Origin of the sequence: Nocardia implantans, from assembly GCF_035544775.1 — a bacterium.
GTDB lineage: Bacteria > Actinomycetota > Actinomycetes > Mycobacteriales > Mycobacteriaceae > Nocardia > Nocardia implantans.
On sequence record NZ_JAYKYQ010000017.1, the window covers coordinates 46,958 to 66,838 of the forward strand.

18 protein-coding genes and 1 pseudogene are annotated in these 19,881 nt (G+C 70.1%); 5 read left to right on the top strand and 14 right to left on the bottom strand.

What is annotated here, in order from left to right:
- Positions 1–52 precede the first annotated feature (52 nt).
- Positions 53–1,579: an FAD-dependent monooxygenase gene (locus U3653_RS30110; protein WP_195083016.1), complete on the top strand. Its 1,527-nt coding sequence runs from the start codon at positions 53–55 to the stop codon at positions 1,577–1,579.
- Positions 1,580–1,645: 66 nt separating this feature from the next.
- Here U3653_RS30110 and U3653_RS30115 read toward each other — a convergent pair whose 3' ends face one another.
- The 5 genes from U3653_RS30115 to U3653_RS30135 all read right to left on the bottom strand — a co-directional run bounded on the left by U3653_RS30115 (position 1,646) and on the right by U3653_RS30135 (position 6,736).
- Complete coding sequence (locus tag U3653_RS30115; protein ID WP_195083017.1) at positions 1,646–2,305, bottom strand: hypothetical protein; 660 nt, start codon at positions 2,303–2,305, stop codon at positions 1,646–1,648.
- A gap of 297 nt (positions 2,306–2,602) precedes the next feature.
- Positions 2,603–3,526 carry a hypothetical protein gene (locus U3653_RS30120; RefSeq protein WP_195083018.1) on the bottom strand — a complete coding sequence of 308 codons (924 nt, stop codon included), beginning with the start codon at positions 3,524–3,526 and terminating at the stop codon, positions 2,603–2,605.
- Positions 3,526–4,812: a hypothetical protein gene (locus U3653_RS30125; RefSeq protein WP_195083019.1), complete on the bottom strand. Its 1,287-nt coding sequence runs from the start codon at positions 4,810–4,812 to the stop codon at positions 3,526–3,528. Before U3653_RS30125 ends, U3653_RS30120 begins: the two co-directional genes overlap by 1 nt.
- Before the next feature lie 90 nt (positions 4,813–4,902).
- Complete coding sequence (locus U3653_RS30130) at positions 4,903–6,123, bottom strand: oxygenase MpaB family protein (protein ID WP_195083020.1); 1,221 nt, start codon at positions 6,121–6,123, stop codon at positions 4,903–4,905.
- Positions 6,074–6,736, bottom strand: coding sequence for a TetR/AcrR family transcriptional regulator (locus U3653_RS30135; RefSeq protein ID WP_195083021.1), 663 nt, complete (start codon positions 6,734–6,736; stop codon positions 6,074–6,076). Before U3653_RS30135 ends, U3653_RS30130 begins: the two co-directional genes overlap by 50 nt.
- 127 nt (positions 6,737–6,863) lie before the next feature.
- On the opposite strand from U3653_RS30135, the gene U3653_RS30140 reads away from it, so the two are divergent.
- Positions 6,864–7,451, top strand: coding sequence for an LppA family lipoprotein (locus U3653_RS30140; RefSeq protein ID WP_195083022.1), 588 nt, complete (start codon positions 6,864–6,866; stop codon positions 7,449–7,451).
- A 196-nt stretch (positions 7,452–7,647) separates the two neighbouring features.
- Positions 7,648–8,739 carry an AAA family ATPase gene (locus tag U3653_RS30145; RefSeq protein WP_195083023.1) on the top strand — a complete coding sequence of 364 codons (1,092 nt, stop codon included), beginning with the start codon at positions 7,648–7,650 and terminating at the stop codon, positions 8,737–8,739.
- Positions 8,740–8,790: 51 nt separating this feature from the next.
- Here U3653_RS30145 and U3653_RS30150 read toward each other — a convergent pair whose 3' ends face one another.
- Positions 8,791–9,726, bottom strand: a complete 936-nt coding sequence (locus tag U3653_RS30150) for a GlxA family transcriptional regulator (protein ID WP_195083024.1) — start codon at positions 9,724–9,726, stop codon at positions 8,791–8,793.
- Positions 9,727–9,797: 71 nt separating this feature from the next.
- Here U3653_RS30150 and U3653_RS30155 point away from each other — a divergent pair, with 71 nt between their 5' ends.
- Positions 9,798–10,133, top strand: a complete 336-nt coding sequence (locus tag U3653_RS30155) for a cupin domain-containing protein (RefSeq protein ID WP_195083025.1) — start codon at positions 9,798–9,800, stop codon at positions 10,131–10,133.
- Between the two features lie 268 nt (positions 10,134–10,401).
- On the opposite strand, the gene helR is transcribed toward U3653_RS30155, so the two are convergent.
- The 7 genes and pseudogenes from helR to U3653_RS30190 all read right to left on the bottom strand — a co-directional run bounded on the left by helR (position 10,402) and on the right by U3653_RS30190 (position 17,798).
- Positions 10,402–12,624, bottom strand: a complete 2,223-nt coding sequence (helR, locus tag U3653_RS30160; protein ID WP_195083026.1) for an RNA polymerase recycling motor ATPase HelR — start codon at positions 12,622–12,624, stop codon at positions 10,402–10,404.
- A gap of 148 nt (positions 12,625–12,772) precedes the next feature.
- A pseudogene (locus U3653_RS30165) lies at positions 12,773–12,949 on the bottom strand (nitroreductase family deazaflavin-dependent oxidoreductase); the annotation flags it as partial.
- A 2-nt stretch (positions 12,950–12,951) separates the two neighbouring features.
- A complete protein-coding gene (locus U3653_RS30170; protein ID WP_195083028.1) occupies positions 12,952–13,935 on the bottom strand; it encodes a glycine betaine ABC transporter substrate-binding protein in 984 nt (327 codons plus the stop codon).
- Positions 13,932–14,669 carry an ABC transporter permease gene (locus U3653_RS30175; RefSeq protein WP_195083029.1) on the bottom strand — a complete coding sequence of 246 codons (738 nt, stop codon included), beginning with the start codon at positions 14,667–14,669 and terminating at the stop codon, positions 13,932–13,934. The genes U3653_RS30170 and U3653_RS30175 overlap by 4 nt, the downstream gene beginning before the upstream one ends.
- On the bottom strand, positions 14,666–15,946 hold the full coding sequence (locus U3653_RS30180; protein WP_195083030.1) for an ATP-binding cassette domain-containing protein: 1,281 nt from the start codon (positions 15,944–15,946) through the stop codon (positions 14,666–14,668). The genes U3653_RS30175 and U3653_RS30180 overlap by 4 nt, the downstream gene beginning before the upstream one ends.
- On the bottom strand, positions 15,943–16,587 hold the full coding sequence (locus U3653_RS30185; protein WP_195083031.1) for an ABC transporter permease: 645 nt from the start codon (positions 16,585–16,587) through the stop codon (positions 15,943–15,945). The genes U3653_RS30180 and U3653_RS30185 overlap by 4 nt, the downstream gene beginning before the upstream one ends.
- A gap of 629 nt (positions 16,588–17,216) precedes the next feature.
- Positions 17,217–17,798 carry a TetR/AcrR family transcriptional regulator gene (locus U3653_RS30190; RefSeq protein ID WP_195083032.1) on the bottom strand — a complete coding sequence of 194 codons (582 nt, stop codon included), beginning with the start codon at positions 17,796–17,798 and terminating at the stop codon, positions 17,217–17,219.
- Positions 17,799–17,889: 91 nt separating this feature from the next.
- On the opposite strand from U3653_RS30190, the gene U3653_RS30195 reads away from it, so the two are divergent.
- Positions 17,890–18,825, top strand: a complete 936-nt coding sequence (locus U3653_RS30195) for an SDR family NAD(P)-dependent oxidoreductase (RefSeq protein WP_195083033.1) — start codon at positions 17,890–17,892, stop codon at positions 18,823–18,825.
- 88 nt (positions 18,826–18,913) lie between these two features.
- Here U3653_RS30195 and U3653_RS30200 read toward each other — a convergent pair whose 3' ends face one another.
- Complete coding sequence (locus tag U3653_RS30200) at positions 18,914–19,840, bottom strand: helix-turn-helix domain-containing protein (RefSeq protein ID WP_323124640.1); 927 nt, start codon at positions 19,838–19,840, stop codon at positions 18,914–18,916.
- Between the last annotated feature and the right edge of the window lie 41 nt (positions 19,841–19,881).

Consider the following 19,881-nt stretch of genomic DNA (forward strand, 5'->3'; position numbering starts at 1 on the left):
CATGCAAGAATCCGCAAGAGCCGGGCAATGCGGCCGCCGCACAGTGGTTCCCATGAACGAGACACGTGAAGTGGTGGTCGTCGGCGCCGGGCCGGTCGGCCTGATGCTGGCCTGTGAACTGCGGCTCGCCGGGGTGGACGTGCTGGTGGTGGAGCGCCTCACCGAGCCGGACCGCACCATCAAAGCCGGGGCGATCAATGTGCCGACCGCTCAGGCCATGTACCGCCGCGGGCTGCTGCCGCAGCTGCGCGCCGAGCAGGACGCCGCGTTCGCCCGGTTCGCGCAGTTCCGCCGAGAGGCCGGTATGCCGCCGATCGACCGCGGTCGGCGGCCCGCGGTGGGGCATTTCGCGGGCATCATGCTGAACACCGAGGCCGTCGACCTCGACGATCCGGAATTCGCCGAGGTCGGCCCGGCCGCCGAAGTGTTCCTGGTGGCCCAGCAGTCCATCGAGGCGATCCTGGGGCGCCGCGCCGCCGAACTCGGCGTGGAGGTCCGGCGCGGAGTCGAGGTCACCGGACTCTCCGACGACGGGGCGGGTGTCACCGTCGAGTGCGGTGACCGCGGGGTGCGCACCGGCTGGCTGGTCGGCTGTGACGGCGGGCGCAGCACTGTCCGCAAGCTCGCCGGGTTCGCGTTCCCGGGCTTGGACCCGGAGATCACCGGTCATCAGGCGATCGTGGAGATGACCGGAGCCGAGAACCTGCGGATGAGCTGGAACACCACCGAGACCGGCATCTACGCCTACGGGCCGATGCCGGGGCGCGTGCTCACCGTCGAACTGGACGGCCCGCCCGCCGATCGGGATGCTCCGGTGACGGCGGCCGAACTGCAGCACAGCATCCGCGCCGTCACCGGAGTCCCGGTGGTCGTCACCGCGGTGCATTCGGCCACCCGCTTCACCGACAACACCCGTCAGGTCCCCGACTACCGCAAGGGCCGGGTGCTGCTCGCCGGCGACGCCGCGCACGTGCACTCGCCGTTCGGAGGCCAGGGCCTGAATCTCGGCATCGGCGACGCGGTCAACCTCGGCTGGAAGCTGGCCGCCGCGGTGCGCGGCTGGGCGCCCGACGGCCTGCTCGACACCTACACCGCCGAACGGCATCCCATCGGCGCCTGGGTGCTGGAGTGGACACGGGCGCAGGTCGCGTTGATGCGCACCGACCTTCGCAGCCGCGCCCTGCGCGCCGTCGCCACCGAACTGCTCGCCACGCGCGACGGCGCCACCGGCGTGTTCAAGCACATCTCCGGTGTCCGGCATCGCTACGACCTCGGCGAAGCGCACCCGCTTGCCGGAAAGGTCACGCCGGATGTGGAATTGGCCGACGGTACCCGCCTCGGCGCGCATTTCGCCGGAGCCGATGGCGTCCTGCTCGACCTCACCGATTCCGCCGACCTGCGCTCCCGCGCCGAGGGCTGGTCCGGGCGGGTGCGCGTCGTCACCGCGAAAGCCGCGCAGCCGCGCGAGCTTTCGGCGCTTCTGGTCCGTCCCGACGGTTGTGTCGCCTGGGCTGCCGACGGCGGCGACCTGGACGGCATCGAGGAGTCGCTGGCCCGGTGGTTCGGCGCTCGCGCCTGACATCGCACCGACCGTCGTCGCGTGGCGCACCCGGCGATGTGGTGGGTGACCGCGCCGGGTGACGGTTCAGCTCAGCAGCCGTTGTTCCAGCTGGGCGAGGACGGCTCGGTTGCGCTGCGCGTCCAAGGCCAGCGCGGCGGCCCAGACGTGCGCCGAGATGACTCCGGTCTGGACGCGGTCGATCCAGTCGTGGATGGTGCTGCGCCGATCGAGGGTATCGCTGTCGAAGGTGATCGGTTCGAGTTCCGGCAGATGCACGTAGCGCAGCTGGGTGATCTCTCTTCCGCGGGCGTCGAAGATGCTGGCGGCCCAGACTTCCTCGGTGGTGGCGTTCGGCGAGGTGGTGCCCGGGTCCGGCTCGTTGTCGATCCCGTGCACCACCGCGTCCGCGGCGGCCTGGTGGGCCAGCCCGAAACCCCAGAGGCGACCGTGCATGCCTGCCATCATCCGCCCGGCGATGTCCAGGATCGGCGAGCCGGCGACGGTGGGGCTGTCGTTGGGCGAGAATTCCGCGAAGCCCGCCGCGCTCGCGCTGTCGTCCCCGCCGGTGCCGGTGAAACCCCAGATGTGCACGAGGCCGGTGTCGGTGGTCGGCGCACCGCTGCGGCGCGTGATCATGGCGGGCAGCAGGATGTCGATGACGGATCGGGCCGGATACCGGATCGCCGGTACGGTGTCCGAACGACGTGTGCTGGTGTTGCGCTTGTGGTTCCGGCGGCCGGACATGAGCGTCTCCGTCGAAGTGTGGTTTCGGACAAGGCATCGACCCGGTGGTAGTCAGCGCTGTCAGTGTAGATAGATCGACCGGTGACGTTGTCGACAACAGCACATACTCGTGCCCGCCGGATGTCCGGTCGCCCGGCCCTCGTCGTCGCGCGTGGTTCACCGTCTCGCCGCATGCCGCGGGCTGTTCGCCCAGGTGACGGCAGGCGGCGGCCGGTTGTGCGGTCGGATCTCCCCGTGCGGCGCCGAAATCAGGACGTATTGACAAGCGGAGAACCGACGGCGACCGCGCGGGCGGCGTCAGCCGGGAAGCCGGTCGTCGGGCATCAGGCGGGTGATCGAGAGATCCGGTCGGGCTATTCCGGGGCCGTGCTCGTATATCGGGCGGATCGCGTCCAGCGCCTGCACACAGCTCAGGTGGTCGGCCGGATGCAGGCCGTCGGTGAATCGGAACCGCAGGCCCGCCGTGCCTTTGGCGGTGTCGGTGGTCGTGACGAGGCGGTAGCGCAACGGTGCCACGTCGGCGACGGCGGCGGTCCAGATGGAGCGGTAGCTCAACTGGGAGCCGAGATCACGTTCGACGATCACCTTCTCGACGGTTCCGGAGTCGTCGGTGATCACGTCGACCGATGTGCTCGGGGACGTGGCGGGCTCGGCGGAGCCGGGGAAGACCGCGTCGTGCAGGACGCGGAGCCCGGCCGCGTAGTACCCGTCGACGGCGGCGGCCGCGATCGCCGGGGCGTCGGTGGCGGTGGTGCCGATCCCGGTGTCCCGCAATGTTTCCCAGGGATATACCCCCGTTTCGGGAAGGTCGAGTTCCTCGACGAGTTCCAGGCGTCGGATGCCGCGGGTCACCTCGGCCAGGGAGCGAACCAGCCGTGCCGGGATCGTGGCTTGGAAACCTCCGGTCGCGTGGAAGGTGGAACGGCCGGCGCGGCAGGCTGCCAGAATGTCCGCGTGCGAGACGCGCCCGTCTCGCGGTGCGGTGGATATCACGTCGTAGCCGTCTCCGAGCAGCTGCGGTACAACGTCTTTCCAGATGTCGGTGGTGATCTCCGCGAAGGCCGGGACGAAGACGACCGACTTCGTGCCCTCGGGCGGCGCCTGCGTGGCCCCTACCCGCCCGGTCACCGCCAGATCCGGTCGTTGCTCGATTCGCTCGGCGATCCGCTGGGCGAGCGGGCCTGTGCCGAGCACCGCGACGGGCAGCGTGGGTGAACTCATCAGGACTCCACAAGGTAGTGCGGGCGCAGGTCGGGCATCATCACGCCGGGCGGTGCGTCGCACAACGGCGCGACCACGCTCAGCATGGCGGCGACCGAGATGTCGGTGACGGCCGACCAGTCGCCGCTGTAGGCCTCGTCGTCGAGTTCGTTGCGCATCTCGATGTCGCCGGGGCTGCCGAGGAGGGTGATCACATGCCCACCGGACAGGCTGCTCGGATGGTCCTGGCCGAGATGGGCGTTGCCGCCACCGACATGCCAGCACTCCTCGTTGGTCATGAAGAGGCGCTCGCCGAGATAGCCGCGATAGGTCATGTGGATCGCCCCGACGGTGCCGGGCTCGACGACCGTGCCGCCTGCGCGCACCCGGACGCGGGCCGGGACCGGGTACAGGTGCCGTTCGACCCGTACCTGCTCCGGACCGGCCCCGTACAAGGCGTGCGCGACGTTGCCGAGCACGGCGTCGAAATAGAAGTGCTGCATCAGGCCGATCGCGTGATCGGAGTCGACGGCGGCCAACGGCATGCCGAATCCGAGGCTCTCCAGGCCGCCCCACATCCCGTCGGGCGCGGAGGACAGATCCCCGACTTCCAGGAACCGCACCTCCCGTACGCGGTCGAGCACTCCGGCCAGTCGCAACAGCACCTGCTCCACCATCAACCCCGGATGCAGGCCGGTGCCGTGCAGGGAGACGCCGCCGGCCAGGCACGCCGCTTGCAGTCGGCTGCCCGGTTGCCGCCGGGGAATCACCCGGTCCACGACGAGGCCGGCCAACCGTTCCAGACCGGGACGCAGTGGTCGTGCGGCTGCCGAGTCGACCGCCTTCATGCCGAAACGCAAGGCCGCCAGCGCGTTGCGCAGCTGCGGGCCGAAGGCGTCGCCGGTGACCTTCATGTCGGCCACCGTGCGCAGGACGTCGAGCGGTGAGCGCGAGGCGGACAACCAGGTCGGCATCGACGGATTGTGGTAGGACGCCGCGGAGACGACGTTCTTGCCCGATTCGAGCAGGTCGATGACGTCGTCGTCCGCGCCACGCACCAACGCGGGGGTGGTGGGGGTGTGGATGACGCAGTCGGCGTCGAGCGCGAGGATCTCCGCTTTCGACGTGGTCGCCGTGCGACCCACCGGCGGCAGGCCGGCCAACTCGCCGATGTCCTTGCCGTGCTTGTGCGGACTGAACACCTTGACTCCGACGACCTCGAAGTCGGGCGACTCGAGGGCCGTGCGCAGGGCGCGGCCACCCATGTCGCCGGGCCCCCAGATGATGAGCCGATAAGGACCTGACACAACCGTCTCCTTGCCGATCGCGAAATTCTCCGGCCCGCCGGCGATGTGTCGCCGCGGCAGCACCGGCGGGGCGTGCTGGCGGGCGGGCGATCAGGCGGTGCGATCCAGCTGTGGTGCCGAATGCCCGATGGTGGCCTCGGTTTCGCCGATGAGGCGGCGCAGGAAGGCTTCCTGCTGCTGGCGCCCGTGGACGGCGGCACGGTCGAGTCCGCCGGGCGTCAGGTGGGTGTAGGCGGTGCGCACGAGGTTGACGGGGATGCGCAGGGCGGGGTACCAGGGCGGGACGTAGGGCAGGCCGAGAATCCGCATCGCGCCGGGTCCGAGGAAGGCGCTGCTCACGGACAGGTGCTTGGCGCGGGCGAGCCGGCCGCGCAGGGTGGGCAGGTTGGGGTAGGACCAGCGCAGTGGATCGTCGGCCATGGGCAGGGCGAGCTGGCGGCTGGTCTCGTCGGGGTTGGTGATGGCGGTCAGGCAGTGGTCGAGGATGGCGATGCCGTCGCGGAAGCCGGTCGGCAGCCAGTGGTCTTCGACGCCGATGAGCCAGCCGACGTAGCGGGTGAGGTGGGCGGCGGCGGCCAGTTCGCGCGGGGACAGGACGACGCCGAGCGCCATGCCGCCGACGACGGGTGCGAGCAGGGCGCCGACGAGGGTGGCGGCCATGTCGGTCTGGTTGATCGGCAGACCCCATTCTTCGGTGCGCCAGTCCGGCATGGCGACGACGTGCCTGCGGACCAGGGAGTGGATGAGCCGCACGTGCAGGGTGGAGCGGTAGCCGACACCGTAACGGTCCATGCCGTTCTCGGTGGATACGTCCATCGCCCACTGCAGGGTTTCGGCGAACCGGCGGGCGGGACCTTTCTCCAGGGCGCCGGTGCGCAGCAGGGTCTTGTTGAAACCCGAGGCCAGATAGCCGCCGATGAACGAGACGTCGCGCGCGAAATACAACCCGTCGTTGCCGCCGGAACGGAACACGCGCTCGCCGTCGCGCAACAGCTTCGGATCGACCCACGCCGGGGTCGCCTCGACGACGGTGAAGAACTCGCGCAGCGGTGCGGGTGCGCCGGGGATGCTGTCGATGCCCGACCGCAGTGCCTGCTCGAACAACGGCCGTGTGCCCGCCATGCCTTCGGCGTACATCCATTCGACGAGGCGGTCCATCGGCTCGTCGCCGACCAGCAGTGCTTCGCCGAGCAACTGCCAGCGCTGCGCGGAAGGCTTCCCGATGCGCAGCAGCGCGGCGAACGGGCCGAGGCCGGGCGCCTTACGCGGCCGGTCCGGGTGGCGTGCCGGGATTGTCGCGGACGTGGTCATGGAAGGGCTCCTCATCGGGGCGGGTGATGCCGTGTTTCAGCAACGGCACGATGGTGGTGCGGACGAAGGCGCGGGCGCGGTCGTCGTCGGTGAAGTCGACGCTGCCGCCGCCCGGGGTGAGCAGCAGCGAGTGGGCGAGGCGCGCGACGAGTTCGGCGACCGGGCGCGGGTCGTACTCGTCGATGAGGCCCGCGGACTGGGCGTGGGTGATCATGCCGACGATGTACTCGATGCCGATGGCGACCAGGCGTTCGCCCTGCACGGTGGAGAAACGCAAGGCTTCGTCGGGCGCCACCCGCAGCAGCTGGGTGACCAACCGGTGGATGCGGGTCTGCAACAGGACGTACAGCATCGTGTCCTCGATCTGGGCGTCCACACCGGCGGCGGTGGCGGCGATCGCGGTGACCTCCGCGAGCATGCGGCGGGTCTCCCGGGCGAGCACCGCTTCGATCAGGTTGTCCTTGCCCGCGAACCGGCGATGGACGGTGATCCGGCTGAGCTCGGCCCTGCGGGCGATGTCCTCCATGCTGGCCCGGCGGATGCCGACCTGCAGGATGCGTTCCAGCGCGGCGTCCAAGATCCGTTCGTCGACGCCGTCGGACCCCTCGCTCATGAAACAAACATACAAAGATTGTGTCATTGAGTCAATGATTCGATGCGCTCGTCCCGGCGGCCGCGAATAGGATTGCGCCAGAAGCGGCCTGGCGATCCGTGCGGCCGCGGGCACTCGGGAGACGACGATGACCGGACCGCGCTGGCCGACCGCCGCTCTGCGCTGGTGCGTCGCGGTCGCGGTCGCGGCGTCGGCGGGTGGATGCGCGACCCTGCTCGGCGAGCAGGCCCCGCCGCCGTCCGCCGAGGAGATCGCCGCCGCGACAACGGAATTGACCGGCCTGCCGTCTTCGGAGGCGGCGGAGCGGCAGATGGCAGCGGTCGTCGACCGGATCGCGGCCGCCGCCTCGGCGATCGAACCCGGATTGCGCTGGAGCCGAACCGGGGACCGCGTGCTCGGCCCGTGCTACGGGCCGTATGAGCACACCGGCGGAAGGCGTGTCGTCCTCCCGCGCTACTACGCGGACGCATCGCTCCCAGCGGGAGCGTGGCTCGGTTTCCAGGAGACGGCCCGCACCCTGGCCGCGTCCGTGGGCGCGACGGACGTGTTGCCCGGCGGCTCCTCATCCCCGGACCGGCACGTCACGTTCGAGGGAGCGGACGGAGCGGAGTGGAACAGCAACACCGAGCTGTCGGTTTTCGCCGATGCCCGCTCGATGACGATCACCGCCACCGTGGGCTGCCGATTGCCCGAGGAAGATCGGTCGACCCGGTGACGTCGGTGCCCCCCGGCGCCGACTGATCGGTGCGCACACACGTTGCGCTCGGTTCTCGGCCCAGCTGTTCGCGGCGTGGGCTCGTGCCGATCATGGGCGTCGGTGTGGGCGTCAAATCTGTTGAGCGGTAGCGGGTCTTTGTTCAGGATGGTCGAATCTCCGATCATCGCTGTGGAAGGGGTCGCGGGTGCTGCCGATGTCTGTGCTCTGGCTGACCGGTGCGCCCGGGGTGGGCAAGTCGACCGCCGGTTGGGCGCTCTACTCCTGGGCGCGGGCGTCGCACCGGCCGGTCGCGTATGTCGACATCGATCAACTGGGTCTGCTCGTTCCCCCGCCCGTCGGCGACCCGGAAGCTCATCGGCTGAAGGCCGCCAATCTCGTGCGGGTTCTCGACACGTTCCGCCGTCGCGGTGCGCGACAAGTCGTGGTGTCCGGTGTGGTGGATCCGAGTGCCGGCATCGACGCGGCTGTGCGCGAGGCAGCGGATGTCGAGGTGACGCTGATCCGCCTGCGATGCGCGCGCGAGGAACTGCGACGCCGCTATCTCGCGCGCGGCTCGTCGAGCGAAAGACTCGACGAGCTGATGGCGGTGGCGGATGCCTTCGACCGCAACGGTGTGGGCAGGCCCTTGGACACCACGGCGATGTCGCCACGCACGGTCGTCGAGGCGTTGGCGGACCGGATATGCCCAGCGGCCGTGGGCTTCTCGCCCGTGTCGTCCTCGGCGCCCGAGGTAGGGCCACGCGTCGAGCCGTCGCCCGTGCTGCTGCTGACCGGCGCGACCGCGGTGGGCAAGTCGACCGTGGGCTGGGAAGTTCTGCGGATAGTGCGCGGCCGCGGCATCACCGCGGCGTACGTGGATGTGGACCAGCTCGGATTCGGTCCTTCCGGCTTCGCGGCGAAGACGGACAATCTCCTCGCGGTGTGGCGGGGGTACCGTCACGCGGGCGCGCGAGCGTTGATCGTCGTCGTCCGTGGAGCACCCGATCGGTACCGGGAAGCGCTGGCAGGTGAGCGGGTCGTCACGGCATGTCTCGAGGCGTCGCCCGCAGAGCTGGCGCGGCGGATCGCGCGGCGCGCTCGCGGCGACGGTCCACGCCTGGCGGGCGATTCGCTCGTGGGGGCCCCGGCCGGGCAACAGCTGGCAACGGTGCGCCGCGCCATCGAGGAAGCGGCTGTTCTGCGCGGCGGCGGAGGTGCCGATGTGGTCATCGATACCGGCGCCGAGACCGGTTCGACGGTGGCTGCCGCACTGGCCGGCGTGCTGGCCCCGGTGTGCCAGGCGTGAGCGGATCTCCCGGCGCGGCTGATCGCAAACGCCTACCGGAAGGTTCATCGATCACGAGCCCCGGAATGCTCGCCGGTAGGCGCCAGGGGTTGTGCCGACCTGGGCGCGGAAGCGGCGGCGCAGGTTGACCGCCGAGGCCAGGCCGACGCGTGCCGCGATCGCCTCCACCGGCAGGTCGGTCTCCTCCAACAGGGTGCGCGCCTCGGCCACCCGGCGCGACAGCAGCCATGCCCCCGGGCTCGTGCCGAGCTGATCGGCGAAGCGCCGGGCCAGCGTGCGCGGCGAGACGCTGAGGTGGGCGGCCAGATCCGCGACCGACAGCGCCGTGCCGAGGCGCGCACCGGCCCACTCCAGCAGGCCGTCCAGCGCGTCCGTCGGCGCGGCGGGCGGCGCGTACTGCGTTTGGCCGCCCTCGCGGTGCGGCGGCATCACCATGTGCCGCGCGACGAGCGCGGCGTGCGCGGCCCCGTGATCCTTCCGGACGAGGTGCAGGCACAGGTCGATGCCCGCGCCCGCTCCGGCGCTCGTGGCGACATCGCCGTGGTCGACATAGAGCACGTCCGGTTCCACCCGCACCCGGGGGAATTCCCGCGCCAGCTGTGCGGCGCGCGCCCAGTGCGTCGTCGCCGAACGTCCGTCCAGCAGGCCCGTGCGAGCCAGCGCGAACACTCCGGAGCAGATCGTGACGAGCCGCGCCCCACGGGCGTGTGCGCGCAGCAGCGCGCGGTGTACGGCGGCCGACAGCGGCGCCTGGACCGGCGCCCACCCCGGGATCAGGACGGTGTCGGCGGAAGCGAGCGCCGAAAGGCCCTGCGACACCTCCAGCGTGTATCCGGCCGAGGTCGGCACCGGCCCCGGCGTCTCCGTGCACACGTCGAATTCGTAATAGTGCGGCACTCCGGCCCGCTGGGTGCCGAATACCTCCGCGGCGCAGCCGAGTTCGAAGGTCGACTGCACCGGCCGCACCAAGGCGACCACACGATGCATGGCAAGATCGTACCCAGTGGTGTCCAACTGGACACTTTCTCGGAGCGCTCGCGCGCGGCACCGTGAGAGCTATGCATTCGGAAATCCTCGCCCAGGAGGGCTACACGTCGGTCTCCGTCGCGGACTCGCCGGTCCGGGAGCTGTTTCCCGGCATCCGGGTACGGCACCTCTGGACCGGGCCGTCCGGAGCGAGCGCCAACGTGCTGGAGATGGACCGGGGTACGTCGTGGCCGCACCGCGACATCCATGAGCCGGGCCCGGAAGAGGTCTACGTGGTAGCTGGCACGTTCAACGACGGCGCACGCGACTACCCGGCCGGGACTTTCCTGCACGCCCCGGCCGGATCGTGGCACGTGCCCGCCACCGCCACCGGCTGCACGCTGTTCGTCTTCTACCCGGAGGGTTAGCGGCGCCGCCGGTCATTGTGGACCACCGTTCACCGGGGTGAACGAAGGTGCGGTGGGAGCGGCGCTGGCCGGTGCCCGACGAATCCCATCAACGAATCGGCCGCCCCCCGAACCTCGTGCCGACGTCGTTCACCGGTGCGTCGGCGATCGACCCGGCCACGTCCTCGGGCCTACCGCTGACGATCGGAGATGCACCCCATACCAAGGCATCTATTTCGCAGAACACTGCCGCAATGGGTCTTCGCGCCGCACTGTCGACCGGGCCGGATCATTGTGATCCGGCCCGACTCGACACCCTGTGCCCGTGATCCCCGGCCCCGACGGGCGCCCCGGCTTCGGCGAGGCCGGTGAGCGCCCGCGGCAGTGGGCCTCGGTGCAGCACGCCGAGGCGTTGGGTGGCGCGGGTGAGGGCGACGTAGAGCTCGGCCGCGCCGCGAGGGCCGTCGGCCAGGATGCGTTCCGGCTCCACGACGAGGACGGCGTCGTATTCCAGTCCCTTGGTCTCCGCCGCCGCCACCGCGCCCGGCACATCCGGTGGCCCGATCACGACGCTGGTGCCTTCCCGTGCAGCTTCATCGCGCACGAAATCGTCAATGGCGGTTCGCATCTCGTCCGCGGTGACCTGCCGGGACCACGGCCGCACACCGCACGCGCGAACCGACTCCGGCGGCTGGACGCCGGGTGCGAACTCGGCGAGCAACTCGGCGGCGACGGTCATGATCTCCGCCGGGGTGCGGTAGTTCACCGTCAGCGATCGGTAGACCCACCGGCCGGGCACGTAGGGCTCCAGCATCGCGTCCCACGAGATCGCTCCGGCGGCCGACCGGCGTTGGGCGAGGTCGCCGACGATCGTGAAGGAGCGGCCCGGGCAGCGCCGCATCAACACTCGCCAATCCATCTCGGACAGTTCCTGGGCTTCGTCCACCACGACGTGCCGGTAGGTCCAGTCCCGGTCCGCCGCGGCGCGTTCGGCGAGTTCCCTGGTGTCGCGTTCGAGGAAGCGATCCGCCAGGTCCTCCGCGTAGAGCAGGTCGTGGGCGAACAAGTGGTCCTCGTCGTCCATCATGTCCTCGCGCCCGACCAGGATGTCCAGCACGCCCGCCGCGTACTCGGCCTGGGCCTTGCGTTCCCGCTCGGCGTCGTCGTCCGGTTTCTCGCGCCCGAGCAGATCGACCAACTCGTCGAGCAGCGGCACGTCCGACACCGTCCAGGCATAACCGTCGCGGCGCAACAGCGCCCGGTCGGCGCCCGCCGCTTCCAGCCGCTGCGGGGACTCGTACAGTTCCGCCAGCAACCGCTGCGGCGTCAGGATCGGCCAGAGGTCGTCGAGCGCGGCGGCGAACCGGGCGTCGTCCGCGAGTTCGGCGCGCAGGTCCGACCGCAGGTTCTCCCATGCGTCGCGGTCCTGCCTGGTCAACCAGCCCCGGCCGATGCGCGCTATCGCGCGCTCGGTGAGCACCCAGGTGACGATCTCGGCGAACACGGCGCGGGCTTCGTTGTGCGGCAGCCCGCTCGCCCGCGCCTCCTCCCGGCCCCACTGCGCGGTCTCGGCGTCGATGCGCACTGTGACATCGGATAATTCGATCGGCACCGGATGCTCCGGCAGCCGCTGCCGATCGGCCACGGCCGCCGCGAGCACGTCCAGGATCGCCAGGGAACCTTTGCGCCGCGCGGCCTCCGGGTCGTCCTCTGCGGTGACATGCAGGCCGGGCACCAGATCGCCGGTGGTCGTGAACACGACATTCGTCTCGCCCAGCGCCGGCAGCACGCGGCCGATGTGGTTCAGGAACGCCGGGTTGGGGCCGACCACGAGCACGCCGTGGCGTTCCATCCGCTCCCGCTGGGTGTAGAGCAGATACGCGACGCGGTGCAGCGCCACGACGGTCTTGCCGGTGCCGGGGCCGCCTTCGATCACCAGCACGCCAGGGTGGTCGAGCCGGATGATCTCGTCCTGTTCGGCCTGGATGGTCGCCACGATGTCGCGCATCCCCTCGCCGCGCGGCGCGTCGACCGCCGCGAGCAGCGCCGCGTCGCCCCGCTCGCCACCGTCGGGGCGGCCGAGGATCTCGTCGGTGAAATCGACCACACGACGGCCCTTGGTGTGGAACTGCCTGCGCCGTCGCATGCTCTCCGGGCTGGCGGCGGTGGCGACGTAGAAGGCGCGCGCCGCGGGCGCCCGCCAGTCGAGCAACAGCGGTTCGAACTCGTTCTCCGCGTCGAACAGGCCGATCCGGCCGATATAGGAGTGTTCGCCCGACAGCGCGTCCAACCGGCCGAAACACAGCCCGTTGTCCGCCACCTCCAGCCGCTTCACCTCCCTGGCCAGCGTGCGCACTTCGACGTCGCGTTCCATCGGGCTTCCGCCGTTGCCACGCAACGCGGCGGTGTACCCGCTCTTGGCTCGCGCGCGCTCGGCGTCGAGCCGAGCGTAGAGCCCGGCCACGTAGCCGCGCTCGGACCGCAATTCGTCCTCGTACCCCTGAGTTGACACAGGCCCCTCCGCTTTCCTGGCTCGACGATCCCGCGCGAACGCCGTTTCTCGCCTGCCCGAGTCGAGCAGCGGCGCCGCAGCCAGCGATTCTGCGGCACGACCCGGGTCTTGCCGCAAGCCCCCGGGTGCGCTATAGGTTGGAGGTGGAGGGGGTCAGGCGGGGCTCACCCGACTTGGCGCCCGTGGTGTGCGGCAAAAGAAGCCTGCCGCCCGGCAAGCCGCTGACCTCGCCGCCGTTGGCGCGGAACTCCGCGACCATGCCGCGGTTGAGGCCGTCCAGCGCGGCGGTGTCGGAAGCCAGTCCGTCGTAGTCGATCTCGGTCATGGTCACTCCACCAGCTTCTCGCTCTTCAGCCAGTCGTAGGCGACATCGGCGGGGTCCTCGCCATCGATGTCGACGCGGCCGTTGAGGTCCTGCATCAGTTCGTCGGTGAGGTGTTCGGAGATGGTGCCGAGCAGGGCGCGCAATCGCGGGTGACGCTCGATGACCGCGCCGCGCACGACCGCCGTGCCGCTGTAGGGCAGGAAGAACTTCCGGTCGTCGTCGAGCACCGCCAGATTCAGGTTCTTGACCCGCCCGTCGGTGGTGTAGATCATGCCGAAATTGCACGGGGCGCTCTTGGCCGTGGCCGTGTAGACGACACCGGCGTCCATCCGCGTGACATTCCCGGACGGGACGCCGTTCGGATCGTTGTAGGGGATCCCGTATTTCTGCAGCATCGGAATGAAACCGTCGGAGCGACTGAAGAATTCGTCGTCGACACAGAAGGTGCGCTCGGGCACAGGGAGCGCCGCCACATCGGACAGCGACTCGACGCGCAGGCGTTCTGCGGTCGGCGTCGACGCGCCGAACGCGTACGTGTCGTTGAAGTTGGCCGGCGGCAGCCACTCCAGATCGTGGTCGCGCTTCTCGATGTCGTGCACGCGCTGCCAGAGTTCGGCGGGGTCGGAGATCGTCTCGGTCTGATTGTGGTAATTGACCCAGCCGGTGCCGGTGTACTCCCAGAGCACATCGGCGTCGCCGTTCAGCTGAGCCTGCCGGGACGAGGCCGACCCCGGCGCACCGGTGAGGTCGGTGACCTTCGCACCCGCCGCGGCCAGGTAGGTCGCGGTGATCTTGCCCAGCAGGACGCCCTCGGTGAAGCTCTTCGACGTCACGACCAGCTCGGCGCCATCCAGCGGCCGGTCACCGCCGGGCAGGCGCGCGTCGTGGAAGGTTCCCGACGAACTCACCAGACCGCACCCGGCGACCGCGGCCGACACGACGAGTGCGCACAGCAGGCCGAGCACCCGGGCTCGTGGCGATCTCATGAGATCCCTCGCGGGGTCGCGGCCAGTTCGACGAGGCGGCCGAGCCAGTCGATGATCAGCGCCAGGAGTCCGACCAGGATCGCGCCGGAGACGAGCAGTTTGGGCAGGAAGAGGGTGACCCCGGTGGTGATCAGCGTGCCGAGGCTGGTCGCGCCGATGAACGTGCTCAGTGTCGCGGTGCCGACCAGGATCACCAGCGCCGTGCGCACCCCGTTGAGGATCACCGGCACCGCCAGCGGCAGCTCGACCTGCAGCAGCGTGCGCGCGGCCGAATAGCCGATGCCGCGCGACGCCTCGATGGTGCGCTGATCGACCTGCCGCAGTCCCACGATCGTGTTCTGCAGGATGGGCAGCACCGCGTAGACGACGAGGCCGACGATCGCGGTGCGGAATCCCGTGCCCAGCCAGAAGGTGAACAGCACGAGCAGTCCGACCGCAGGTGCGGCCTGTCCGATATTGGCGATATTCACCGCGACGGGCTCCAGCCGCTTCAGTGCCGGGCGGGACAGCGCGACGCCGAGCGGAATCGCCACGACCACCACGATCACCGTGGCCACCACGGTCAGCTTGATGTGCTGCACGATCGTGGTCTGCAGGTTGTCCCAGCCGAGGGACGCCTGCTCCGTCGCGGTGAAGCTCGTCGACCGGTACCACAGGATGTATCCGGCGGCGATGACGAGGATGACCAGCGGTTCGAACCACACGTCGATCGGCACGCGGCGCAGGCGGCTCATGACGGCTGGTCCGATCCGAGTTCCTCGTCGGCGGCGACCACCGGCGTCGGGGCCGGATCGGTTCCGTCGACGTAGGTCGTGTAGGACAGATCCGCCTCGTCGGCGCGCCCCTCGGCGAGCTTGGTCCGGATCACCTCGGTGACCGTGTCGATGCTCAGCGAGCCGAGCACCGCGCCCCTGCCGTCGGTGACGAGCGCGGCGCCTTGGCTGGTGGCGAGCATGGCGTCGAGCGCGTCGTTGAGCGTCGAGGATCGCGCCACGACGGGCAAACGCCGATCGAGGTAGTCGGAGACCTCCGGTTTGGTCGCCACTTCCGCGAGCGAAGGCCACGACCGCGGCCGCCCGGCCTCGTCGACCACGACGACCCAGGTCTGCCCCGCGGCCTCGGCCCGTTCGATGACGCCGCGGGCGGGTTCGCCGATCCGTGCGGTGACGACGTCGTCATAGGCGACGTCGCGCACCCGCGACACGGTGAGATACGCCAGCTTCGCGCCGGACCCGACGAACTCCTCCACGAACGGCGTGGCCGGATCGGTGAGGATCTCCTCCGGACTCGCGTACTGCTCGACGTGTCCTCCTTCGGACAGGATGAGCACCTTGTCACCGAGCTTGGTGGCCTCCTCGAAATCGTGGGTGACGATCACGATGGTCTTGCCGAGTTCCTGCTGGATGGCGATCAGGCTGTCCTGCAGGCGCACCCGGGTGATCGGATCGACCGCGCCGAACGGCTCGTCCATGAGCAGCACCGGCGGGTCGGCGGCGAGTGCGCGCGCCACGCCGACGCGCTGCTGCTGTCCGCCGGACATGTCCTTCGGCAGCCGGTCGGCGAAGGTGGCGGGGTCGAGGCCGACCAGATCCAGCAGGTACTCGGTGCGCTCGGCGATCCGCTTCTTGTCCCAGCCGAGCACCCGGGGGATGGCGCCGACGTTCTTGGCGACCGTCCAGTGGGGGAACAGCCCGCCGGACTGGATGACGTACCCGATCGACTGCCGGAGCTTGTCGGGGTCCTCTCGGGTGACGTCGCGGCCGCCGATGAAGATGCGGCCCTCGGTCGGCTCGATCAGGCGGTTGATCATCTTCAGCGTGGTGGTCTTGCCGCACCCGGACGGGCCGACGAACGCCACGATGTCGCCCGCATCGATCTCGAGGTCGAGGCGCCGCACCGCGGGCTCGTCCTGGCCTTTGTAGCGCTTGACGACCGAGTCCAGTGTGATGGAGGCGCCGGTCACCGGCCGTTGCGGCGTCGCGGGAGCGGGCCCGTCGGTCACGTCGGTCATGACAGTCCCTTCGCGATCGTGAGGCGTCCGAGCAGGACGAGGAGTGCGTCGAACACCAGCGCGATGATGACGATGAGGATGGTTCCGGTGAGCGCCATCTCCAGGGAGTTCGCACCGCCGAGACGGGAGAGGCCGTTGAAGATGAGCGATCCGAGGCCGGGCCCGAGGACGTAGGCGACGATCGCGGCGACGCCGACGATCATCTGGGTGGACACTCTGATGCCGGTGAGGATCACCGGCCAGGCGATCGGCAGTTCGACGGTCAGCAGAATGCGCCGGCGTGAAAGGCCGATTCCGCGGGCGGATTCGACGACCGAGGCGGGCACCGACCGCAATCCCACGATCGCGTTGCCGACCACCGGCAAAGCCGCGAAGAATGCCAGCATCACGAACGACGGCACCACGCCCAGCCCGAACGGAACCAGCAGGATCGCCAGCAGCGCCAGCGAAGGAATGGTCAGCGCGACTCGACTCGAGGTCAGCGAAAGCGCGGACAGCAGTGGGAACCGATAAACCGCCACCGCCACGAGGACGGCGACGACGGTGCCGACCAGAACCGTCTGGAACGCGAGCGAGGCGTGCTGATAGGTGAGGAATGCCAGCACTTCGCCCCGCCCCCGGATATAGCTCCATAAATTCACGGGATTCCCATCGTCAGGCGAAGACCGGTCGGGAGTTGTTCACGGACAGCCACCCGGACCGTCGAAAAGCAGTCGGTTTCGCGGGATCGATTTCCGGCGGCGTGCGGAAAGCGAATCGCCGCGCCGCCGAATTCGCGCTCCTTTCCGACCGTAACCGATGCGCTGCGACACAGGAGTTCGGCGGGCACGAGTCGTCCCGTCGGCAGGAGGGCTATGCGGCCCGTGTGACGGGTGCGGCCGTCGAGTAGCACTCGGCGTCGCACACGCTCATGCTGCTCGGCGCGCCGCCGACGGGAATGGCTCTGCTCGGCGTGCGGCGGATGAGCTCGCGGTGCTCGGCGGACATGCCACGGCCTTTCGCTCGAATCGGACGACCGGGTCCGAGGAAACCACGCCAACTCGGGTCCGGCCAGCATTACGGTCAGCCGGATCGAAATGGGCGGACCGGACCTTCCGCCGGCCGGGCCGACGCGATATCGCCACCGTGGCACCGCGCGGGCGTCGTCGCGGCTCTGGACAGGCCCGACCGCCGGTTGAGTGCCCTTGCTGGTGCGGGCGCGTCCCCGTGCACGACGATCCTCCCGACCGAGAACCGCGCAGTCGATGGGACCGCACGGCAGGGTGCGCATTCACGACGACGGGTGCGCGATCCGCGGTCGCAAGCCGTCGACGAGCAGGTCGAGCAGCCGCCCGGCCTGTTCCCTGCGTTCCTGGCTCTCGGTGGCGAGCGATATGCCGCTGAGGCCGACGAGTAGATCCTCGGCCGCGACGTCCGCTCGAAGGGTTCCGGCCGCCTGTCCCGCCCTCAGCAGCGTGGTGACCGCGGTGGTCAGGCGGTCGCGGCTTTCGGAGAACGGATCGCCGCCGGAGGCGATGACGGCGCGCAGGGCCTCGCCCATCCCGCGCTTGGTGGTGGTGTAGTCGACGAAGCGGTCCATCCAGGTGCGCAGCGCCCGGTCCGGCGGGAGGCCTGCCAGCAGGTCGGCGACCGAGTCGCACAGCCGGGCGAGCTCGTTGCGGTAGGCGGCGTCGACGAGTGCCTCGCGGGTGGGGAAGTGGCGGTAGAGCGTGCCGATGCCCACGCCCGCTTCCTTGGCGACGGCTTCCAGCGTGACGTCCGGTCCGTCGTGGGAGAACGCGCGCACGGCGACCTCGAGCAGCCGGTCTCGGTTGCGTCGTGCGTCGGCGCGCAGCGGGCGTTCGGTCGTCATCCATCCTCCCGGGGAACAAAGCGGAGGCATCTCCGGTTATGGGTAGTACCGGAGCGTCCTCCGGTTCGAGTCTACCGAGATGGGACACGTCATGACCGATCGCATCACCACCCCGTTCACAGCCGAGTCCACCGCGGCGGAGGTGCTCGCCGGCGTCGATCTCACCGGGCGGCGCGCCGTCGTCACCGGCGGCGCCTCGGGGATCGGCGTGGAGACCGCCCGCGCGCTGGCCTGCGCCGGGGCCGAGGTGACTCTCGCCGTCCGCGACCTCGCGGCGGGGGAACGCACCGCGGCCGATATCGCAGGCGCCACCGGCAACGACACGGTGCGTGTCGCTCCACTCGATCTCGCCGATCGAGCGTCCGTCGCGGCGTTCGTGGCCGCTTGGGCGGGTCCGCTGCACATGCTGATCAACAACGCGGGCGTGATGGCCTCGCCGCTGTTGCGCACGCCGCAAGGGTGGGAGATGCAGTTCGCCACCAACCACCTCGGCCACTTCGCGCTGGCCACCGGACTGCGTCGGGCGCTGGCCGCGGCGGGGACGGCGCGGGTCGTGTCCGTGAGCTCCAGCGCGCATCATCGTTCGCCGGTCGTGTTCGACGACATCCACTTCGAACGCAGGCCCTACGACCCGTGGTCGGCTTACGGACAGTCGAAGACGGCCAACGTGCTGTTCGCCGTGGAAGCCACCCGGCGGTGGGCCGAGGACGGCATCACGGTCAACGCGCTGATGCCCGGTGGTATCCGCACCAACCTGCAACGGCACGTGTCGGAGGAGGAACTCGAGCGGCTCCGCGCGGCCGCGGGCGGGGCGAGCGTGTGGAAGACGCCGCAGCAGGGTGCGGCCACCTCCGTTCTCGTCGCGGCGTCGCCCTTGCTCGACGGTGTCGGGGGACGCTACTTCGAGGACTGCAACGAGGCCGTGGTCGGTGTTCTCAGCGCCCGCAACGGAGTCGCCGAGTACGCGCTCGACCCCGACGCCGCCGCACGGCTGTGGCAGGTGTCGAGCGACACGCTGGCCGGGTGAAGATATGCCTCGGTCTCGAAGTTTCCCACCCGGGAGTGCGCCGACGGGAGCGCTCCCGGGCGGCGGGGCGCCGTGCGCCGCGGATCGCTCACCGGCTGGTCGGCGAGCCCGCCACGGACCGGCGCAGCGGCCGCGAACCCGGTGAGCAGGCACCGCCGACCGGCCAGTCCCGCTCGGCCGGAAAGAACGTTCCCCAGGCCCGGTAGCGATGCCGCGAGAGGGGGCTGAGCGGTTGCGCCGTGAGCGATCCCGGCGTGGTCTCGGCGAAACTCGACACGTCCCGGCACAGGTGGGACTGGTCGGTATAGCCGCAGGTCACCGCTACATCGGCGGCGGGAATGCCCGCGAGCAGGCCTTCGACCGCATGCCGGAACCGCACCAGCATCGCGGCGCGTTTCGGGGTGAGTCCGATCTTGGCTTCGAATCTGGCCCACAGCCGTTTGCGGCTCCACCCGCAGGATCGGGCCAGCGCATCGATGCGCACCTGTCCTCGGCCTGCGACGATGCGTTGCCAGCTCGCGGTGACTTCGGGGTCCGGCGTCCGGGTCGGCTCGGCACACCGCCGCAGGAACGAGTTCGTCAGCGCGAACCGTTCTTGCCACGTCGCGGCATCCGCGAGCCGCTCACACAGCGACAGCGCCCGGCGGCCCCAGAGATCCTCCAAGCCGACGACCGTGCTGCCCAGAGCGGCCGGGTCGATACTCGACAACGAATAGGCCTGCAGGGGCGACAAGCGCACCTCGACGCATTCGGCCCGCTCGGTACGCACACGCATGGTTCCGTGTGGGAATCCGGAGACGAAGCCGCTGAACGCCTGCCGCCCCGCCGTGCTGTCGACGACGAGTTCGTTTCCCCCGAACTCGATCAGCACCGTGACCGCGGGCAGCGCGGTGACCCGCAGGTCCAATCCGCCCGCGCCGCGAGCGCGATACCCGATCATCGCCGCGCCGCTCACGGCCGGACGGCGGAAAACCCATCCGGTGTCATGGCCCCGTTCGAGCCCGGTCGCTCCCACTCGCCCAGGCTGACCGCACCTCCCCGTACCGGAGTGTCCGG